This is a genomic window from Devosia sp. (assembly GCF_025809055.1).
Classification (GTDB): domain Bacteria; phylum Pseudomonadota; class Alphaproteobacteria; order Rhizobiales; family Devosiaceae; genus Devosia.
Window position 1 is genome coordinate 1,683,061 of record NZ_CP075529.1, and the last position, 19,441, is coordinate 1,702,501.

At 64.5% G+C, this 19,441-nt stretch carries 12 protein-coding genes; 5 read left to right on the top strand and 7 right to left on the bottom strand.

The annotated features are described in order from the left end of the window. Nucleotides 1-158 precede the first annotated feature (158 nt). The 3 genes from zapE to KIT02_RS08260 form a co-directional block, all read right to left on the bottom strand. Nucleotides 159-1,355: a cell division protein ZapE gene (gene zapE, locus KIT02_RS08250; RefSeq protein WP_297584810.1), complete on the bottom strand. Its 1,197-nt coding sequence runs from the start codon at nt 1,353-1,355 to the stop codon at nt 159-161. A 311-nt stretch (nt 1,356-1,666) separates the two neighbouring features. After that, nucleotides 1,667-2,257, bottom strand: coding sequence for an AprI/Inh family metalloprotease inhibitor (locus tag KIT02_RS08255; protein ID WP_297584812.1), 591 nt, complete (start codon nt 2,255-2,257; stop codon nt 1,667-1,669). A gap of 120 nt (nt 2,258-2,377) precedes the next feature. Then, nucleotides 2,378-2,617 (bottom strand): hypothetical protein, encoded by a 240-nt coding sequence (locus KIT02_RS08260; protein WP_297584814.1) that lies wholly within the window; start codon nt 2,615-2,617, stop codon nt 2,378-2,380. 183 nt (nt 2,618-2,800) lie between these two features. Between KIT02_RS08260 and KIT02_RS08265 the strand changes: the two genes are divergently transcribed. The 4 genes from KIT02_RS08265 to KIT02_RS08280 are packed head-to-tail and all read left to right on the top strand — an operon-like array spanning nt 2,801 to nt 8,519. Continuing rightward, nucleotides 2,801-3,889 carry a microcin C ABC transporter permease YejB gene (locus KIT02_RS08265; protein ID WP_297584816.1) on the top strand — a complete coding sequence of 363 codons (1,089 nt, stop codon included), beginning with the start codon at nt 2,801-2,803 and terminating at the stop codon, nt 3,887-3,889. Beyond that, nucleotides 3,886-5,016 carry an ABC transporter permease gene (locus KIT02_RS08270; protein ID WP_297584818.1) on the top strand — a complete coding sequence of 377 codons (1,131 nt, stop codon included), beginning with the start codon at nt 3,886-3,888 and terminating at the stop codon, nt 5,014-5,016. The genes KIT02_RS08265 and KIT02_RS08270 overlap by 4 nt, the downstream gene beginning before the upstream one ends. Next, nucleotides 5,013-6,632 carry an ABC transporter ATP-binding protein gene (locus KIT02_RS08275; protein WP_297584820.1) on the top strand — a complete coding sequence of 540 codons (1,620 nt, stop codon included), beginning with the start codon at nt 5,013-5,015 and terminating at the stop codon, nt 6,630-6,632. Before KIT02_RS08270 ends, KIT02_RS08275 begins: the two co-directional genes overlap by 4 nt. A gap of 30 nt (nt 6,633-6,662) precedes the next feature. Further along, the gene (locus tag KIT02_RS08280; RefSeq protein ID WP_297584823.1) at nt 6,663-8,519 is read left to right on the top strand and encodes an extracellular solute-binding protein; all 1,857 of its coding nucleotides are present in this window, start codon (nt 6,663-6,665) and stop codon (nt 8,517-8,519) included. Nucleotides 8,520-8,734: 215 nt separating this feature from the next. Here KIT02_RS08280 and KIT02_RS08285 read toward each other — a convergent pair whose 3' ends face one another. The 4 genes from KIT02_RS08285 to KIT02_RS08300 all read right to left on the bottom strand — a co-directional run bounded on the left by KIT02_RS08285 (nt 8,735) and on the right by KIT02_RS08300 (nt 18,452). After that, a complete protein-coding gene (locus KIT02_RS08285; protein WP_297584825.1) occupies nt 8,735-13,078 on the bottom strand; it encodes a translocation/assembly module TamB domain-containing protein in 4,344 nt (1,447 codons plus the stop codon). Beyond that, a complete protein-coding gene (locus KIT02_RS08290) occupies nt 13,078-14,955 on the bottom strand; it encodes an autotransporter assembly complex family protein (RefSeq protein ID WP_297584829.1) in 1,878 nt (625 codons plus the stop codon). Before KIT02_RS08290 ends, KIT02_RS08285 begins: the two co-directional genes overlap by 1 nt. A 273-nt stretch (nt 14,956-15,228) precedes the next feature. Further along, the gene (locus tag KIT02_RS08295) at nt 15,229-17,238 is read right to left on the bottom strand and encodes a MacB family efflux pump subunit (RefSeq protein WP_297584832.1); all 2,010 of its coding nucleotides are present in this window, start codon (nt 17,236-17,238) and stop codon (nt 15,229-15,231) included. Next, nucleotides 17,238-18,452: an efflux RND transporter periplasmic adaptor subunit gene (locus tag KIT02_RS08300; protein WP_297584834.1), complete on the bottom strand. Its 1,215-nt coding sequence runs from the start codon at nt 18,450-18,452 to the stop codon at nt 17,238-17,240. The genes KIT02_RS08295 and KIT02_RS08300 overlap by 1 nt, the downstream gene beginning before the upstream one ends. 150 nt (nt 18,453-18,602) lie before the next feature. Here KIT02_RS08300 and KIT02_RS08305 point away from each other — a divergent pair, with 150 nt between their 5' ends. Next, nucleotides 18,603-19,379, top strand: coding sequence for an SDR family NAD(P)-dependent oxidoreductase (locus KIT02_RS08305; RefSeq protein WP_297584835.1), 777 nt, complete (start codon nt 18,603-18,605; stop codon nt 19,377-19,379). The last annotated feature ends 62 nt before the right edge of the window (nt 19,380-19,441 follow it).

The following is a 19,441-nucleotide window of genomic DNA, read 5'->3' on the forward strand; positions in this document are numbered from 1 at the left end:
GACCCACCGCGCGTCACCCTCGGGCTTGACCCGAGGGGACTGTACTTTCCTAGGAAGCAGCAAGTTCAAAGCCCTCGGGTCAGGCCCGAGGGTGACGCTCCGAGAGCGGGGCGTCTTCAGCGCTCACGCCTGACGCCGCGTCGCGCAGAAAGAATCCCTCATCCGTCTCGCGCTGCGCGCGATCCACCCTCTCCCTCAAGGGGAGAGGGAAACTCAGTGCTCGCAGCCGCATCCCTTAGGCCTTTCCCCAGATACTCCTCCGACTGCATTTCGGTCAGCCGCGACAGGGTACGCTGGAATTCGAAGGCGGTTTTGTCGTCGGCGCCAAGCTGCTCCAGCGGCACGGCAAAACTGGCGGCGAGCTTGACGCCCCGGTCGTAGAGCGAGTCGATCAGGAGAATGAAGCGCTTGGCCGCGTCCGACTTCGTCCGGTCCATCTGTGGAACATTGTCGATGACGATGGAGTCGAAGTGGTGGGCGATACGCACGAAATCGCGGGTGCCCAGCGGCTTCTGGCACAGGTCGGCAAAACCGAAACGGGCGGCGCCCATGGCCATGAGCGGCACGGCAATCTGCCGGCCAATCGACTCTATGCTGCCCGGCGCGCCCGGCTCGCCGCCGGTCATGCGCAGCCAGAGCCTGTCCATCGGGTCCTGCACCTCGGTCCCGGCGCCAAAGGCGAAAACATGCTGGCCTGCAAACTTGAGCCGGCGGTAATCCTGGGCGCTGGGCAGGCCCGCCACCACGCATTTCTGCTTGAGCAGCGCGATGAAGGGCAGGAACAACTGGCGATTGAGTCCATCCTTGTAAAGCCCGTCCGGCACCACGTTGGAGGTTGAAACCAGCGTCACCCCGCCGGCAAACAGTTTGCCGAACAGGCGATCGAGCAGCATGGCATTGGTGATGTCATGGACGTGGAATTCGTCGAGACACAGAAGGCGCAGGCCCGACTTGAGGATCGGCTTGACCACGGCCTCGACCGGATCGGCATCCTCGCCCTGCCCCCTGGCGCTTTTGCGGAAGGCCGAAATGCCGACATGCACCTCGTCCATGAATTCATGGAAGTGCAGGCGGCGTTTTTCGCCGAAAGGCACGGCGGCATAGAAGAGGTCCATGAGCATGGTCTTGCCCCGCCCGACCTCACCATGAAGATAGAGCCCGCGGACCTCATGGGACTTTTCAAACAGCCCGAACAGCCCCCGGCTCCTGGGTTTGAGCAGGTCGGCGAGGACGCGATCAAGTTCGCCGGTGGCTTCGACCTGGGCCGGATCGGGCATCAATGCGCCGCGGGCGACGAGATCATCATAGGCAGCGCGAACCGAACCGCTTGCCGCTGTGGGGGAACTGGACGCCATGCACACTAACCGCTGCTGCCCTCGGGCCCGACCCGGGGCCCACTCGGCCCCGTCATTGCGTTGATAATGGCCCCCGGGTCAAGCCCGGGGGCAGCGCGGAGACGGGTGGAGCCCCCTCCAAAACAAGAAAGCCGACCCCTGAGGACCACCCGCCGTGTCATTCCCGCGAAAGCGGGAATCCCGGCGCATTGAAACAGAGGCCCCCGCTTTCGCGGGGGTGACACAGTGGTGGACACCAAGAAGTCGGCGTCGACAGGGCACAACAAAAAAGCCGGCCCCAGAGGACCGGCTTTCGGGATCACCTGATGGTCTTAGCGCGACATCGACACGGCCTGGCCGCCGCTCATCGTGCCGATATAGCGGCCGGAACTGGGGGCGAGGAAGGCGGCGATGTTGCCGTTTTCATCATAGAGTTGAAGCTGGCTGCCGACCTGCTGCCACCCGGTGACGCTGGCAATCTGCGGCAGCGTGCAGCCGGGCGAGGAGGCGCGGTAGTAATTGGTGCCGGTCTTGGCGGTCATCGGCAGGTTGAGCCGGCAGGTCTGGCCTGCGGCGACCACATTCCAGGTGCCTTCAGGGCCGCTGGAGACGCCGGTGGTCATGGGTGCGCCGAGCGTGGTGACCGAACCCGCGCCGGTGCCGGCGACCTGGGTCGTGGTCGTGGTCTGGCCGCCCAGAACCGGGGTGCCCGAAAGGCCGGGGGCCGGGGTGCCGGTGGCGCCAATGGCAGGCAGCGTATTCTGCTGCACGGTCGACTGTTGAACCGGCTGGGCGTTCTGCGGTGCGCCGATCACGTTGAGATTGGCTGTGTTGGTCCGGCTGCTCGGGGAACACGCCGCCGCGAGAAGGGCGATGGCTGCGAGGCCGGCAATGGACAGCGCGCCGCGTTTCCAATCCGTCATGGGTAACTCCTGCCGCAAGGCTTAAGCATTGTTAACACTTGTGGCGGCTTATAGCGAAAGCCCCCACGTCATTCAATTGCCCAACCGCACCAACCCGGTTAGGGCGCCAATGTGGCGGATTTACGGGACCTGCCCCGGTTCGGCCATATCCTTCAACAGGTCCTGGGCGAGAAGAGTTGCATCTTCGGCCTCATCCTCGGGCACTTCGATCACATAGCCTTCGGGTCCGAACAGCGCCGGAACACCCGGCAGGCCGCCCTCGCGCGGCTCCAGCGGGTGAAACCCATGCGCGCGCAGAGCCACGAGGATGATCCTGGCCACGGACTGGCTTTTCACCTGGACGATCGGCTGGAAACGCATGGCTTGCTCCTCTGTGCGGCAATGGTGCCTGTGGGCACAAAAGTGATCAAGCCATTATCCACCCCAGTGATTGCCAAGCCGGGCCCGAAGTGCAGAATTGCCCTGTCTTTCACCGCAAGGTGATTTGCCCGCTCGCCGAGTGGTGTCAGTCTCCGAGCATGACGTGGCTTTGCCGGAGCAGGCATGGGCGCCTATATCATTCGCCGCCTCCTACTGATGATACCGACCGTCTTCGGCATCATGGCGGTCAGCTTCCTGATCACCCAGTTCGCCCCCGGCGGGCCTGTCGAGCAGGCGCTTGCCAATCTCTCCGGCCAGAATGCGAGCCTGGCCGAACGGATCACCGGCAGCGAGGGCGGCGATTTTGCCGCCGAGCCGGGACAGGGCGGCAGTTATCGGGGCAGCCAGGGCCTGCCGCCGGAACTGGTGGAGCGGATCGAACGCCAGTTCGGCTTCGACAAGCCGCCGCTCGAGCGCTTCACAACCATGATCTGGAACTATCTGCGGTTCGATTTCGGCGAGAGCTACTATCGCGACATTTCGGTGATCGACCTGATCCTCGAGAAAATGCCCGTCTCCATCTCGCTCGGCCTGTGGATGACGCTCCTGGCCTATGGCATTTCCATTCCGCTGGGCATCGCCAAGGCCGTGCGCGACGGCTCGCGCTTTGATGTGTGGAGCTCCACCATCGTCATCATCGGCTATGCGATCCCCGGCTTTCTCATCGCCATCGCCCTGATCGTGCTGTTTGCCGGCGGCTCGTTCTGGTCGATTTTTCCGCTGCGCGGCCTCACCTCGCCCGGATGGGAGAACTTCCCCTGGTGGCGGCAGGTTCTCGACTATTTCTGGCACCTGGTGCTGCCGATCATCGCCATGGGGCTCGGCGCCTTTGCCACGGGGACGCTCTTGATCAAGAACTCCTTCATGGACGAGATCGGCAAGCAATATGTGGTGACCGCAAGAGCCAAGGGGCTGACCGAGAACCAGGTGCTCTATGGCCACGTTTTCCGCAATGCCATGATGCTGATCATCGCTGGCTTCCCCAGCGCCTTTGTCGGCATCTTCTTCGGCGGATCGCTTCTGATCGAAACCATCTTCACGCTCGACGGGCTGGGGCTGCTGGGCTTTCAGTCAGTGGCCAATCGAGACTATCCGGTGGTCTTTGCCACGCTCTACATCTTCTCGCTGCTCGGGCTGATCATTAGCCTCATTTCAGACCTCGCCTATATGTGGGTCGATCCGCGGCTCGATTTCGAAAGCCGCGACGTATGACGGCGCTGTCCGAACCGATTGCCCCGGCCCCCTCGCGCCTGTCGCCGATCAACCAGCGGCGGCTCGCCAATTTCCGCGCCAACCGGCGGGGCTGGTGGAGCCTGTGGATTTTCCTCGTGCTGTTCATCCTGACGCTGGGGGCCGAGTTCATCGCCAATGACCGGCCAATCCTGGTGTCCTACAAGGGCGAATTGCTGGTGCCGGCCTTTGCCGAATATCCGGGCGAAAAGTTCGGCAGTTTTCTGCCCGCCACCAATTATCGGCTCTCCGCCATTGCCCGGGAAATCGAGGGCAATGGCTGGGCCATCTGGCCGCCGATCCGCTTTTCCTATGCAACCGTGGATTCATCCATCGCCTTCCCCGGCGCCAATCCGCCAAGCTGGATGATGAGTTGGGAGACATTCTGCCAGCGCTATCGCGGCGGCGTGGAGGACGCCAATTGCCATCTGGGCAATTACCACTGGCTGGGCACGGACGATCGCGGTCGCGATGTGCTGGCCCGGCTGATCCACGGGTTCCGCATTTCCATCCTGTTCGGGCTGGCGCTGACGGTGCTGTCTTCGGTGATCGGCGTGGGTGCCGGTGCCGTGCAGGGATTTTTTGGCGGCTGGGTCGATCTCATCGCCCAGCGGCTCATCGAAATCTGGACCTCGGTGCCAGCGCTCTACCTGCTCCTGATCATCTCCTCGGTGATTGCGCCCAGCTTCTGGGTGTTGCTGGGCATTTTGCTCCTGTTCTCATGGGTAACACTGGTTGGCATCGTGCGGGCCGAATTCCTGCGGGCCCGCAATTTCGAATATATCAACGCGGCGCGGGCCCTGGGGGTATCGAACCTGGTGATCATGTGGCGGCATATGCTGCCCAATGCCATGGTGGCGACGCTGACCTTCATGCCCTTTATCCTCTCCGGCTCGGTGGCAACCCTGACCTCGCTCGATTTCCTCGGCTTCGGCCTGCCGCCCGGCTCCCCGTCGCTCGGGGAACTCCTGGCGCAGGGCAAGAACAACCTGCAGGCCCCCTGGCTGGGCCTCACCGGGTTCTTCACCATCGCCGTGATGATGACGCTGCTGGTGTTTATCGGCGAAGCCGTGCGCGACGCGTTCGATCCGCGAAAGACCTTCGCATGAACGCCCCCCTGCTCTCGGTCCGCGACCTGACCATCAGCTTCAAGGGGCAAGAGGCGGCGCGCCGTGTCGCCTTCGACATTGCGCCGGGCGAGACACTCGGTCTTGTCGGCGAAAGCGGCTCGGGCAAGTCGGTGACCGCCCTGTCCGTCCTCAAGCTTCTGCCCGCGACAGCCCGCATGACCGGCGAGGTCCGCTTCGATGGCACCGATCTGGTCGCAGCGCCCGATGCGCATCTGCGCAGCCTGCGCGGCAATGACATCGGCATGATCTTCCAGGAGCCGATGTCATCGCTCAATCCGCTGCACACCATTGGCCGCCAGATCGCCGAAAGTCTCGGCGTGCATCGCGGCCTGCGGGGCAACGCCGCTCGCGCCCGCGTGCTCGAATTGCTCGACCAGGTGGGCATTCCCGACCCGCAGAGCCGATATGACGATTATCCGCATCAATTGTCGGGCGGGCAGCGCCAGCGGGTGATGATCGCCATGGCCCTGGCCAACGATCCCAAACTGCTCATCGCGGACGAGCCGACCACTGCGCTCGATGTCACCGTCCAGGCGCAGATTCTCGACCTGCTCAAACGCCTGCAGCAGCAGAACGGCATGGCCATGCTGTTCATCACCCATGACCTGTCGGTGGTGCGCCGGGTGGCCGACCGGGTCTGCGTGATGACCCAGGGCGAAGTGGTGGAATCCGGCCCGGTGGAGACCGTCTTTACCCAGCCGCAGCACGCCTATACCCGGCATCTCTTGTCGGCTGCACCGCGCGGCGATGGCATCGCCCCGGCCGAGGATGCGCCCAAGGTTGTCGAGGTCAGTGACCTCAAAGTCTGGTTCCCGATCAAGCGCGGTCTATTGCGGCGCACCGTGGGTCACATCAGGGCCGTCGATGGCGTCGACATCACCATCCGCAAGGGCGAGACCCTGGGCGTGGTCGGCGAAAGCGGCTCGGGCAAATCATCGCTCGGCTATGCCATGCTCAGGCTGATCGGCTCGGAAGGCCGCATCGTGGTCATGGGGGAGCAGGTCAGCGGCAAATCCTGGCGTGCCCTGCGGCCGCTGCGCCGGCAGATGCAGATCGTGTTCCAGGATCCGTTCGGGTCGCTCAGCCCCCGCATGTCGGTGAACCAGATTGTCGAAGAGGGCTTGTCGGTGCATATGCCGGCGCTGTCGGCTGCCGAGCGTGCCGGCAAGGTCGCCGCTGCGCTGACCGAAGTTGGCCTCGACCCCGCCATTGCCGGACGCTATCCGCATGAATTTTCCGGCGGGCAGCGGCAGCGCATCGCCATTGCCCGGGCCCTGGTGCTGGAGCCCGATTTCCTGGTGCTCGACGAGCCGACCTCGGCGCTCGACGTATCGATCCAGACCCAGGTCATCGACCTGTTGCGCCGGGTGCAGGAAAAACGCGGCCTCACCTATCTGTTCATCAGCCATGACCTCAGGGTCGTCCGCGCCCTGGCGCATCGCCTCGTCGTCATGCGGCACGGCAAAGTGGTCGAATCCGGACTTGCGGCCGATATCTTTGCCGATCCGCAGGACGCCTATACGCGCCAGTTGCTGGCAGCGGCGCTGGATGCCGACCCTGCCCCATCCTTGCCCAACAACCCTTCCAATGCCTAAGGTGTGCCAACCATGCACGGAGCCGCAACCATGACGCTCTCCAAACTTCTCGCCGCCGCCACGCTCGCCCTGTCCCTCGCCGTTCCGGCGATGGCGCAGACGCCGACGGGCGTCTGGGTCCATGCGGACTCGCTGACGGAACAGCCGAAATATCCCGAGGGATTTGCCCATTTCGACTATGTCAATGTCGATGCCCCCAAGGGCGGCACGGTGCGGCTGGGCGACATGGGCGGGTTCGACACGTTCAATCCCATCCTGCCCAAGGGCGAGGCCGTGGGCGGGCTGGGGCTGATCTATGAAACCCTGATGACCCCGTCCATGGACGAGGTGAACACCTCCTATGGGCTGTTGGCCGAGGCCATGATGGTCGCCGATGATTATGGCTCGGTGACCTTCCGCATGGACCCCGATGCCCGCTGGCACGATGGCGAGCCGGTGACGGCCGAAGACGTGGTCTGGTCCTTTAACAAGCAGGCCGAGCTCAATCCGAATATCGCCCAATATTATGCCAATGTGACCGAGGTTGCCGTCACGGCGCCCGGCGAGGTGACCTTCACCTTTGATGTCACCGGCAATCGCGAACTGCCCCATATCCTGGGCCAGGTCATGGTGCTGCCCCAGCACTGGTGGGAGGGCACCGACGCCGAAGGCGCAACCCGGAATATCGGGGAATCGACGCTTGAGTCGCCCCTCGGCTCCGGACCCTACCGGCTTGCCAGCTTCGATGCCGGGCGCTCGGTGACTTATGAGCGCGTGGAAGACTATTGGGGCAATGACCATCCGACACGCATCGGCACCAACAATTTCGACCGCTACCAGATCGAATATTTCCTCGACCTGACGGTGCAGTTCGAGGCCTTCAAGGGCGACCAGTTCGACTGGTGGGTTGAAAACACGGCGCGCCGCTGGGCGACCGCCTATGACTTTCCTGCCGTTCAGGATGGCCGGGTCATCCAGGAATTGTTCGAGCAGGACTATAACGGCTCGGGCGTCATGGTCGGATTTGTCATGAACCTGCGCCGGGACAAGTTTGCGGACCCGCTGGTGCGCGAGGCGCTAAACTACGCCTTCGACTTCGAGGAACTGAGCAATACGCTGTTCTATGGCCAATATGAGCGCATCGACAGCTTCTTCTTCGGCCTGCCCTTCCGCTCGTCCGGCCTCCCGGAAGGCGAAGAACTGGAAATCCTTGAAGGCGTACGCGACCTCGTGCCCGAAAAGGTCTTCACCCAGCCCTATACCAACCCGGTGAGCGGCGACGAGGAAAGGCTTTACGAGAACCTCTCCATCGCCACCGAAATGCTGCTCGAAGCCGGCTACCAGCGCGACGGCACGCGGCTTGTCGACGAGAATGGCGAACAGTTGGCCTTTGAAATCCTGCTCAATGGCCCGACCATCGAGCCGGTGGCACAGAACCTGGTGACCAACCTGGCGCAGATCGGCGTCGCCGCCACGCTCCGCACGGTCGACAGCCCGCAATATATCAACCGCCTGCGCAGCCGCGACTATGACGTGATCTATTCGGGCTGGTCGCAGTCCTTCTCGCCGGGCAATGAACAGCGCTTCTTCTTCGGTTCCGGCAGCGCCGACCAGGAAGGCTCACAGAACTATGCCGGCCTGGCCGATCCGGGCGTTGACGCCCTCATCGACCTGCTGATTGCCGCCGATGATCGCGAAACACAGGAAGCCGCCGTCAAGGCGCTCGACCGGGTGCTGCTGGCCCAGCACATCCTGGTGCCCAGCTACTCCCTGCGCACCACCCGCTCGGCCCGCTGGGACCGCTTCAGCCGCCCGGAAAGCCTGCCCGAATTCTCCTCGGGCTTCCCGACCATCTGGTGGTGGGACGCCGACAAGGCGGCCAAGACCGGCGGCGCCAGCGCGCAATAGGTTGCTGCGCGTTTGAGTTGAATGGCGCGTTTCAGTTGTGAACTGGGCCTTCGCCTTCATCTCCCCCTCTCCCCTCAGGGGAGAGGGATGGGGTGAGGGGTGAAAGCCTCTCGGCAAGAACGAAAGTCTGAACCCCTCATCCGGCGCTTCGCGCCACCTTCTCCCCTCAGGGGAGAAGGGAAAGGCTCCATCGCTTCAGTCCTATCGTGAACCGCTTAGTAATCCTGCTCGTAGAACACGCCCAGGCTGGAATTGCCGTCCTGGCCGGCCGCGCCCTTGATGGTCAGTTCATCGGTGACATCGAGATTGATGGTCACGCGGGATTGGCCATTGGCACCGGCGGTGACGCCCAGATAGACATTGTCCTGGATATAGGTGCCGGCCTGCACGCCAACATTGCCCGAGGCATCGGTGACCACATCAAGATCGGCGAGCCCCGCGGCGCTGCGCAGGCTGTCGAGCGGACCACCGCCGCCGCCGCCATTGACCAGCTGGGCCGCTGCGGCCGCCAGTTGCGCCAGTTGCAGCGGCGACAATTCACCCATGGAGCGCTTGAACAGCAGTCGGCTCAGAACCTCGTCTTCCGGCAATTGCGGGGTCGAGGACAGGCCGATCTGCAGGTCTGAGGCCCGGCCCGAAACGGTGACGACCACGGTGAAATCGCTATCGCCGGTACGTGCCTGGAAGAATAGCTGCGGATCGAGGTCGCCAACCAGGGTGACATTGCCGGTTTCAAAGGTGATGCGCTGGCCGAGTAGATCCAGCCGGCCCCGCTCGAGCGAGAAGGCGCCGACCGGCTGAATGGCGCTAACCGGGCCAGTAAGCCGCACCGAACCACCCACTTCCGCATCGAGACCACGCCCGCGAATGAAGATCTGGTTCGGGGCATTTACGGTGACATCGAGCAGGAGGCCGGGCGGGCGGCTCTGCGGCGCCGTCACGCCATTGCTGAAGACCTTGGCGCGCTCAAGCGTCGCCTGCACTTGGGCCGGGGTGGACTTGTGGCGCACATCGATCACGTCGCCCGGCCCGCCGAAGTTGTCCGGCACGGTGACATGGGCTTCCTCGACCAGCACATTGCCAGACAGGAGCGGCGTGCCGGTGAGATTGCCGCTGAGATTGAGGCCGCCGGACACGGTGGCGAGGATCACCTCGCCATCTGTATAGCGGGCCGAATTGATGCTGACGGCAATATTGGCCGGCATGGCGCCGGTGAGCCCCACCGAGCCCGAAGCCGAAACGCTGCCGCCGGTCGCCAGGTTGGCGGACAGGCTTTCGATGGTGGCGCTGGTGCCCGAAAGGCCGACCTGGCCGGAAATATTGGTCAGGCGCAGGTTGAGTTCGGGGTCGATATAACCCGAACCGGCGGTGGAGACGCTGCCGGAAATCTGCGGATTGGTGAGGCTGCCGCCGACGCGCGCGCCGAAATTGACCGTTCCCGAAAACTGCCCGCCGCGATCAGCAACGAACTGGTTGGCCAGTTGCAGCGGCGCCGAACCATCGGCGCGAATATCGAGCCCGGCACCGGCAAGGGGCACCCGACCCGAGCCGGTCACCGTGAGGCCGCCATTGCCATTGGCCGTGAGGGAATCGAGGGCAACGACCTCATCGGCATAGGTGCCGGATGCTGTCAGGCTCAGCGGCGCAATGCCGAAGGGGGCGATGGCGCTGGCGCCGATGCCCGCCGCACGCGCCTCGAACAGGACGTTCGGGTCGCTGGCGGCTCCTGAAATCGTCGCGCGGCCATTGAGCGTGCCCGAGAGGCCGAGATCGGGCGCAACCGCATTGGCAATGTTGAGCGGCAGTTCGGAAATATCGACGACCATGTCGAGCGCCGTGCCCGCGGTGCCGGTGGCGGTGATGCTGCCCGTGCCGACATCGAAGCGCACGGCGTCGAGGGCCACGCTGTCACCCCGCACGACAAGCGCCGTGGGATTGGCCAAACGGGCCGACAGCGATCCCTGCTCCAGATTGGCGCGATCCAGCGCCAGGCGGTAGCCGTCACCCAAGGGGCTCAACGAGCCGGCCAGATCGACATCGGTTCCGGTCTGCAGCGCCGCCTGGGCATCAAAACTGGTGGTGTCGCCCGATTGGGTGGCGCGGGCCGTCAAGGTGTCGACGACCGTGCCGCCCGCCGCAATGGCCGAGGCCGTCACAGACCCGTTGACCGCCGGCACGCCGAACAGATCCGCAATGCTGGCAGTGATGTCGGCGCGGCCGACGGCAATGTCATTGACCCTGAGATTTGCGGCATTGGCGGTGACGCCGGCAGACTGCTGCCCATTGTCGGGACTGAGGACCACGGCGGCATTGACCGCGCCGGATGCTTCGGCCAGCAGCAGCGCGGCGGCCAGCGAGACGTCGCTGGAAGCCAGGTCGATCCGCCCGTCGAGCAGACCACTTTCGGTCATGCGCGACAGATCGCCGGTGAGCCGAGTGCCGGCAATCTGGAATTCGAGGCCGGACAGCCGCTGCTGCTCGGCACCCGCGTCAAAGGCGCCCGAGAGGCTGGCCAGATGCCCGTCGAGCATGGCCGAGCCGGTGACATCGCCGGTGGCCACGGCATCCTGCACGGTGGCGGCGATGCCCAGCTTGGCATCGCGCAAGCTATAGCGGTCCAGGGTGCCGCTGGGGACCTGCGCATCGAGAACGAGCACGAGCGGCGCGTCAACCGCGCTCGACCGGGCCGAGCCACGCACGGCCAGCGCGCCGCTGGCGGTGTCGGACAACAGGGCAAGATCGGACAGGTCGAGGGCGATGTCGAAGTCGGCGGTTTCGCTGGCATAGGTACCGTCGGCGGTGAACTGCACCTGGTCGTTGGCGACAGTGAACGCATCGGCGACGATACCGGCTTCGGTCCGGGCCAGGCGCCCGGAGAGATCAACCGTGCCTTCGAGCAGGGCATCGGCAGTCGGATCGTCTATGCGCAACTGGTTGGCAGTGCCATCGAAAACGAGGTCGAACCCACCCGACAAGGGCAGGATACGGCCATCGGCCACGAGGCTGACGCCGCCGCTAAGCGACCGGCCGGCCATGGCCGAGAAGGGAGCAATACTCCCGGCGTCGAGCTGGATGCGTCCGTCGAAATCGGTGCCGTCGATCATGCCGGAGAGGCCAGCCGTCAGCGCCGCGCCAACGACCCGCAGTTCGGCGAGCTGGATGGGCTCCCCGGCGTTCCAGAGGCCGGCAAGGCCCAGGCCGACATTGTCGCCCAAGGCAGCCTCTACGCCAGGATCGGCGCTGATGCCGGACACGGCGCCATCGCCATTGAAGGTCACCATGCGGCTGGCCGGATCGCTGAGATTGCGCGCCACCCCGTTCATCGAGAAATCAAGGCGCTCGGCGGCGACGCCGTCCGTCGAAAACCCTTCGATGCCCAGTTCCATGCCCCAGTTGTCGCTGCCCTCGGCGCCGAAATCGACCGCCAGCTGGGCAGAGCGGACGCGCGTGGCATTGCCGGCGACCGGCAGGGTGACCATTTCGCCGGCCGGATCGGCAACGGTGGCGGTCAGATCGAGGAAGGACAGGAAATTGTCCGCCGTGGTCGTGGCGCTCGCCGTCAGGCCCAGTTGGCCGCCCGACAGGCTTAGCTGCGTCAGCTCGACCCCACCGGAACTGGGCACGAGCGCGCGCGCGGAAAGCCGCGTGTCGGCGCCGAAGAAGTCACGATAAGGCTCGGCGATGAGGGTGGAGAGCGGGCCACCCAGATCGGCCGTAATGGCCATGCCCTCGGCCTGCTGGGCGATGGTTGCGGTGCCGGCGAGCGCGGTCTGGCCGTCGGCCAGCACCTGCATCTGCGCCACGAGATCATTGATCGGCCCCTGCCCCTCCAGCGTCAGCTGCATGGCCGGCCGGCCTTCGATGTTGAGCAGATTGGCCAGGACGCCATCTGCGGGTTCGGTCAGGTCGAGCCCGAGGTCAACGACGCTGTCGGCGCGCTGATAGTTGACATCGAGGTCGAGCGTACCGCCAGGCCCGTCGAGGCGGACAATGTCGAGTGCGGCATCGAGATTGCCGCCCTCGAGGGTCATCGACCCGGCCAGCGATATTTCCGATCCGAGGCCGAAAACCGTTTCGCCGAACGTAACGCTGGGCACGGCCAGTTCGCCCAGCTGGATCGCTACCGGAAATTCCGGGATCTGCAGCGACCCGGCTTCCGGCGGCGGCAGATCGACGGCGCCCTCGGCGGGAATGGCATTGCGGATATATTCGATGGAATCGGCGCGCAGCGAACGCACCTCGAGCCGCCCCGTGAACAGGGCCGCCTGGTTCCAGTTGAGGCTGGCATTATTGACGCGCAGCCAGACGCCTTCCTGGTCGGAGATGGTGATCTGGCGGATGGACACATCCGAGCCCAGAGCCCCATCGATATTGGAGAGGCGGATCTGCCGCTCAGGGGTGGACAGCCGGTCCTGCACGAAATTGGTGAGCCAGTCCTTCTGCTCCTCGCTGTCCATGGTCAGCACGTCCTGCGCCACCAGGGCCGCCGGGGCGGCCAGACCGGCCATGAGCAGGGCAATAGCGGCAATCCGCCGCTTGCTGGGACGCGACCGGGCCATCAGAACGCCTGCCCGATGCCCGCATAGATGGCATAGTTGGCGTCGCCCGGACGCTTGTTCAATGGAATGGCCAGATCGAGCCGCAGGGGCCCGAGGCCCGTATAGTAGCGGACCCCGACACCGGCTCCGAGCCTGAGGTCGGCGAGGCCCGGGAAGGTGTCGGCGGCGACATAGCCGCCATCCACGAAGCCCACGACACCGATATCCTCAGTGACCTTGGCCCGCACTTCGAGCGAGCCTTCGAGCAGGTAGCGGCCGCCGGTGATGACGCCAGAACCATCGTCCACGCCGATGGATTTGAAGCCATATCCACGCACCGAACCGCCACCGCCCGCGAAGAACAGCTTGTCGGGCGGGATTTCGGACAGGGCCGGCCCCACCAGCGCGCCGGCCTTGATACGGCCCGCGAGGATGAAGGCATCCTGCTCGGAAAAGCCGAAATAGGTGCGCCCCTCGATGACGATGCGCCCGGCCGGATTGCCATAGATGAAATCGTAGAACGGCTCGATATTGGCGGCGGCGTAAAAGCCCTCGGTCGGATCGATCGAGCTGTCGCGCCCGTCATAGATGATCCCGGCATCGAGACCCGCGATGGCAAAGTCGCGGGTGCCGAAATCGTCCTCGAACCGCGAGCGCTCGAAGGAAGCGCCACCCTCGAAGGTGATCTCGTCCGAGAAGAACCAGGTGAGCCCAACCCGGCCCTGGGCCGAGATTTCGGTGTAATTGGGGTTCACCGTGCGCTCGGCGGAAACAGCGGCCACCAGGTCCACATCGGGATGGTAGAAGCCCGGCTTGGTGAAGGTGCCGCCAAGGAAATAGTCGAACTCGGCCGTGTCGACCGGGAAACCGATGCTGGCCACCCTGGCGTCGAGCCGCAGACGCTCGGCCTGCCCGAACAGGTTGCGCCAGAGATGATAGCCTTCCACACCCAGCCCATCGACGGTGGAATAGGTCGCGCCAAGGCCGAAGCGGCGGCCCGGCAGCTCGTCGACCATCAGTTCATAGGGCAGGAGCCCGTCCGAGCCGATCGAGTCCGCTGCGCGCAATCGCGCCGAGCGGAACACTTCCAGCCGGTCGAGGCGCTTCTGCGCCCGCTCCAGCTCGTCGGGGTCATATTCCTCCCCGACCGCGAGCCCGGTCTGCTCGCGCACGAAATCGGGGTTCATATAGGTCGTACCGGTCACCTGGACTGGCCCGAAGGCGGCCAGGCGCCCCGGATTGACCGTGATGATGCTGTCCACGGTATTGGTCGCGTGGTCGGCGACAACCTCGCGCGACACGATCTCGGCCTTGGCATAGCCCTGCTGGCGCCAGGCCTCGAGCGAAAGGGCCTCGGCGCGGGTGATGACCGAGGATTTGGCGATTTCGCCGCTCCCATAGCCGCGCATGACCGGCAGATCGACCTGATCGTCCGGGTCCAGAGTCGCGGGCGCCTGATTGACGATGGAGACCGATCCGAAACGGAAGACCGGGCCGACTGTCACCAGAACGGTGACATCAACGGGATCAGGAAGGTTGGTATCCGGCGGCAGGTTGGCCGCCTCGGAGCCGCCAATGCGGATGCTGACCGCACCGCCATAATGCCCTTCGGAATAAAGAGCCGCCAGAATGCGCCGGTAGTCGCCGCGCGCCTTGGCAATCAGACCCGCAGCGCCGGAGGCCGGTTCGGCCTGATCAGCCAGAAGCGATGATGCATTGCGCGCCGCATCCTCCGCCGGACCGGGCTCGGAGGCAGAGAAGGTCACCGAATAGGGTTGTGGATCAACGATGACCGCATCGGCGTCGCGGTCGGCCTGATCCTCGAAGAACTTGATGCCGAACAATTCGAAAGCGCGCGCAGGCGCAACCGCCGTGGCCAATGCCACAACGAGGCTCAAGGCGCTGATACTCGTTACTAGACGCGCGCTTAGCAGTGGTCTGTCCCGCCCGTTTACACTTCAACCAGATTGGGCTGAAGCACATGATTGCCGCATGGATGGAAAGATACCGTTAAGCCTTCCATCCCCCAAATCGCGCTCGCGCACGCGCTGCCCAAAGGGCGACGATTTGGTGGCAAGTTTAGGGCGGGCTGCGGGGCGCGAATACCCCGAGCGATAAAATTGATCGCATTGAAGGCCTTGGCGTTGCCCTTCGGCAACGCTGGCCGCCCGCTATTCCCGGGCCAGCGCCTCCACCGGATCGAGCCGGGCAGCCGAGCGGGCGGGCATGAAGCCGAAGACTACGCCGATAATGCTGGCCGAGGTAATGGCCAGAATGATGGACTCGGTGGAATAGGCCAGGCGCGCGCCCGGCACGATGGCCGTGAGCCCGAGGCCCAGCGCGAAGCTGAGGGCGACACCGGCCGCCCCGCCGGCAAAACAGACAAGCACAGCCTCAATCAGGAACTGCCGCATGATGTCGCTGCGCCTGGCGCCCACGGCCATGCGGATGCCGATCTCCTTGGTCCGTTCGCTCACCGAGACCAGCATGATGTTCATCACGCCAATGCCCCCGACCACCAGCGAGATCACGGCAATGGTCGAGATCAGCAGCGCCAGCGTTGCCGAGGTGGATTCAATGGTCTCGCGGATGGTCGCCGTGTTCTGCAGGAAGAAGTCCTGCGTCCCGCCATGCAGTTGCAGCATGATCTGGGTGATCTCGGCCTCGGCCTGATCCATGTCGTAATCGTCGGAAATCCGCACCGTGATCTGGTTGAGATAGGCCTGGCCCAGGATCCGGCTCATGGCGGAGGTGTAAGGAACATAGACATTGGCATTGTTGCCGCCCGGTCCAAACCCGGTCGTATTGGCCACGACGCCGATGACCCGCACGGGGACATTGGACAGCATGATCACCTGGCCGATGGGGTTCTGGCCATCGGTGAAGATGGCATCGACCGCATTCTGGTCGATCACCGCCTCCTGGGCCCTGTCGGCAATGCCCTCGGCGGTAAAGCCGGAACCGGCGGTAAAGGTGCGGCCATTGACCTGAAAGAACTCGACGCCGACACCGGTAACCGAAGCGTTGGAGGCAGTGTTGCGGTATCGGGCCGTGGCATTGGCCGAGACTTGCGGTGATACGGAATCGGCAAAGGCCTGCTCGGCCAGGACATCCGCATCCGTTGGCATCAGCGTGCGCACCCGGCCCGATCGCATGTCTCCGAAACCGCTGCCCGGATAGACATTGATGGTGTTGGTGCCGATCGAGGAGATGTTTTCAAGCACGGTCTGCTGGCTGCCCTGGCCGAGCGCGACCACGGCCACCACCGAGGCAATGCCGATGATGATGCCCAGCATGGTGAGAAAGGTGCGCAGCTTGTGCGCCCCCATGGCGCGCAGGGCGATGCGCAGGGCTTCGGATGTTCGATCCAGCCCCCGCCGCCAGGAGGCAGCGGCACGCACCGACGCCGAAGGCGTATCGGTTTCGCGCAAGGGCACGTTGCGCGTGTCAGCGATGATCTCGCCATCGGAAATCTCGATCACCCGCTCGGCCTGGGCGGCAATCTGCGGATCGTGGGTCACGAGGATGATGGTGTGGCCATCGCCATGCAATTCGCGCAGCAGGGCCATCAATTCCTTGCCGGATCGGGAATCGAGCGCTCCGGTGGGCTCGTCCGCCAGAATAACCTCGCCGCCATTCATCAGCGCCCGCGCCACGCTGACGCGCTGCTGCTGGCCGCCCGAAAGCGCATTGGGACGATGGTCGAGCCGGTCACCGAGCCCAAGGCGCGTAAGCAGTGCGCGGGCGCGCTCGCGGCGGGCTGTGGCATCGGCACCGGCATAAATGGCCGGCACCTCGACATTTTCCACCGCATCAAGATCGGGGAGCAACTGGTAGCGCTGGAAGATGAAGCCGAAATGCTCGCGCCGCAGCGCCGCAAGGTCATCGGCGTCAAGCTTGCCGACATCCTTGCCGGCAAACCGATATGTGCCCTCGCTCGCGCGATCCAGGCAGCCAAGAATGTTCATCAGCGTGGATTTGCCGGAACCGGACTGGCCGATAATGGCGACCATTTCGCCGCGGTGGATATCGAGGTCCACGCCCTTGAGCACCGCAACGGTCTCGGGGCCGGCCTGGAACCGCCGGGAAAGCCCCGAAATCGAAATGATCGGCACCGATCCGCTGCCCGGACCCTGGCTTGTGGCCGCCGCACCCTGGCGCGGGTCAAACGGGCGGTTCATCAGCCGCCACCGCCACGCGGCATCATCATGCCGCCTGCCCCGCCCATGCGCATGCCGCCGCCCTGGCCACCCTGGCTGCCGCTGCTGAACTGGGCGCCGGTGGCATTGATCACAAGATCACCCTCGTTCAGACCGGAGCGGATTTCGGCACTGATATTGTTGTTGAGCCCCACCTCGACCTGCATGGGGCGCTGTTCCTCGCTGGCCTGGTCATAGACCATGACCGTGGCCATGCCGTCGCGGCCCCGGCGGGAGACGAGGGACGATGGCAGGGTGAGCACGCCGCGGGCCTCATCAAGCACGATGGTGACCGAGGCCGTCATGGAGATGCGCAGGCGATGTTCGGGATTGGGCACGTCGAACAGGCCATTGTAATAGACGGCGCTGCCGGACGAGGTGGTGTCGCTGGTGATCGAGGTCGGCGCGGGTTCGACCTCGCGCAAGGTCGCCTCGATCTGGTTGTCGGGCTCGCCCAGAATGGTGAAATAGACCCGCTGACCCGGCGTCACCTTGACGACATCGGCCTCGGAAATCTCGGCACGGATGACCATGGTATCGAGATTGGCGATCTTGGCGACGGTCGGGGTGGCCGAATTGGCATTGAGCGTCTGGCCTTCATCGACCATCAGGGCAACGATGGTGCCGTCATTGGGGGCCACGATCTGGGTGCGGGAAAGGTCGAGCTGCGCCGATTCCACGGTCAATTCGGCCTGGGCGATCTGGGCATCGAGCTGGTCGATCTGCGCCTCCGCCTGTTGCACCGCCAGTTGCGCCGCCTCGAGGTCCGTCTGGGTGACGAGACTATTAGCGCTCAGCTGCTGCTGCCGGGACAGGGTCGACTGTGCCTTGGCAAGATTGGCCTCCTGGTTGCGCTTCTGCGCCTCGATGCCGGCCAGGGCGGCCTCAGCCGATTTGACGGCATTTTCCTGATTGAGGCTGTCGATTTCCACGAGGAGATCGCCGCGGCTGACATTGTCGCCCAGCGCGACGTGCACGGCCTTGATGGTTCCGGAAACTTCTGCGCCCACGCTGACGAGCGAACTGGCTTCCAGAACGCCCGAGGCCAGCACGGTGGTCTCGATATCGCCGCGCGCGACCGCGACGGTGCTCGGCGCCGACCGCGCCTGGGTCGGGGCATAGAAGTAGAACCATCCAGCGCCAATGGCCCCACCGGCCACCAGCAGTCCGAGCAGGATTTTAATGAACCGCTTCACGCACTTGCCTCGATATTTCTCCGAGCCTTATGCTACCCCTGCCCGCGCGCCAAATCACGTTAGCTCGCGGTAAGCCGCATTAAACTTTGGAAAGGTTGGCGCCGGCCGTTTCCGCCGCCCGCCTTTGACCTTCAGCGCCCAGGATAGCCCATGTACCAGTTGCTCGACCCCAGCCGATTTGTCGTTTTCATCACCGGCGCGACCTCCGGTTTCGGCGCAGCGGCGGCACGGCGCTATGTGGCTGCCGGTGGCAAGGTGATCGCTACCGGACGGCGGGAGGACCGGCTCCTCGCCCTGCGCGACGAGTTGGGCCACGAAAAGTGCCACGTCATGCCGCTCGACGTGCGCGACCGGACGGCGCTCGAGGCCGCCGTGGCTGCCATTCCCGAGCCGTTCAGCGGCATCAATGTGGTGCTCGCCAATGCCGGCCTTGCCCTTGGCCTGCAGCCGGCTGCCGAAGCGAACCTCGACGACTGGCAGACCATGATCGACACCAATGTTTCGGGCCTCGTCTATACGGTGCGCCTGCTGCTGCCGGGCATGATCGCGCGCGGTGGCGGGCATGTGGTGACACTGGGTTCGGTTGCGGGCGAATACGCCTATCCCGGCGGCTCGGTCTATGCGGCTTCCAAGGCTTTCGTGAAGCACTTCGCCCTCGCCATCCGCTCCGACCTGCAGGGCAAGAATGTCCGGGTCACCGACATCGAACCGGGTCTCACCGAGACCGAGTTCTCCGTGGTCCGCTTCAAGGGCGACGAGCAGAAGGCCGGCAATGTCTATGCCGGGACCAAGGCGATGACGGCCGAGGATATTGCCGAGTCCATCTTCTGGGCCACGAGCCTGCCCGAGCATGTCAACATCAACAAGATTCAGCTGATGGCGACGACCCAGGCGATCGGCCCCTTCGACATTTACCGCGGCGGTTAATATTGCGCTAACTAAACTGTTGCGCGCGCAGAGCTTCTCTCGTTTTATGCCGCCCATGAGGG

Excerpts from the sequence above, each read along its gene's own strand:
- zapE (WP_297584810.1), bottom strand. The coding sequence starts at position 1,355 with ATGGCGTCCAGTTCCCCCACAGCGGCAAGCGGTTCGGTTCGCGCTGCC.
- KIT02_RS08255 (WP_297584812.1), bottom strand. The coding sequence starts at position 2,257 with ATGACGGATTGGAAACGCGGCGCGCTGTCCATTGCCGGCCTCGCAGCC.
- KIT02_RS08260 (WP_297584814.1), bottom strand. The coding sequence starts at position 2,617 with ATGCGTTTCCAGCCGATCGTCCAGGTGAAAAGCCAGTCCGTGGCCAGG.
- KIT02_RS08265 (WP_297584816.1), top strand. The coding sequence starts at position 2,801 with ATGGGCGCCTATATCATTCGCCGCCTCCTACTGATGATACCGACCGTC.
- KIT02_RS08270 (WP_297584818.1), top strand. The coding sequence starts at position 3,886 with ATGACGGCGCTGTCCGAACCGATTGCCCCGGCCCCCTCGCGCCTGTCG.
- KIT02_RS08275 (WP_297584820.1), top strand. The coding sequence starts at position 5,013 with ATGAACGCCCCCCTGCTCTCGGTCCGCGACCTGACCATCAGCTTCAAG.
- KIT02_RS08280 (WP_297584823.1), top strand. The coding sequence starts at position 6,663 with ATGACGCTCTCCAAACTTCTCGCCGCCGCCACGCTCGCCCTGTCCCTC.
- KIT02_RS08285 (WP_297584825.1), bottom strand. The coding sequence starts at position 13,078 with ATGGCCCGGTCGCGTCCCAGCAAGCGGCGGATTGCCGCTATTGCCCTG.
- KIT02_RS08295 (WP_297584832.1), bottom strand. The coding sequence starts at position 17,238 with ATGAACCGCCCGTTTGACCCGCGCCAGGGTGCGGCGGCCACAAGCCAG.
- KIT02_RS08305 (WP_297584835.1), top strand. The coding sequence starts at position 18,603 with ATGTACCAGTTGCTCGACCCCAGCCGATTTGTCGTTTTCATCACCGGC.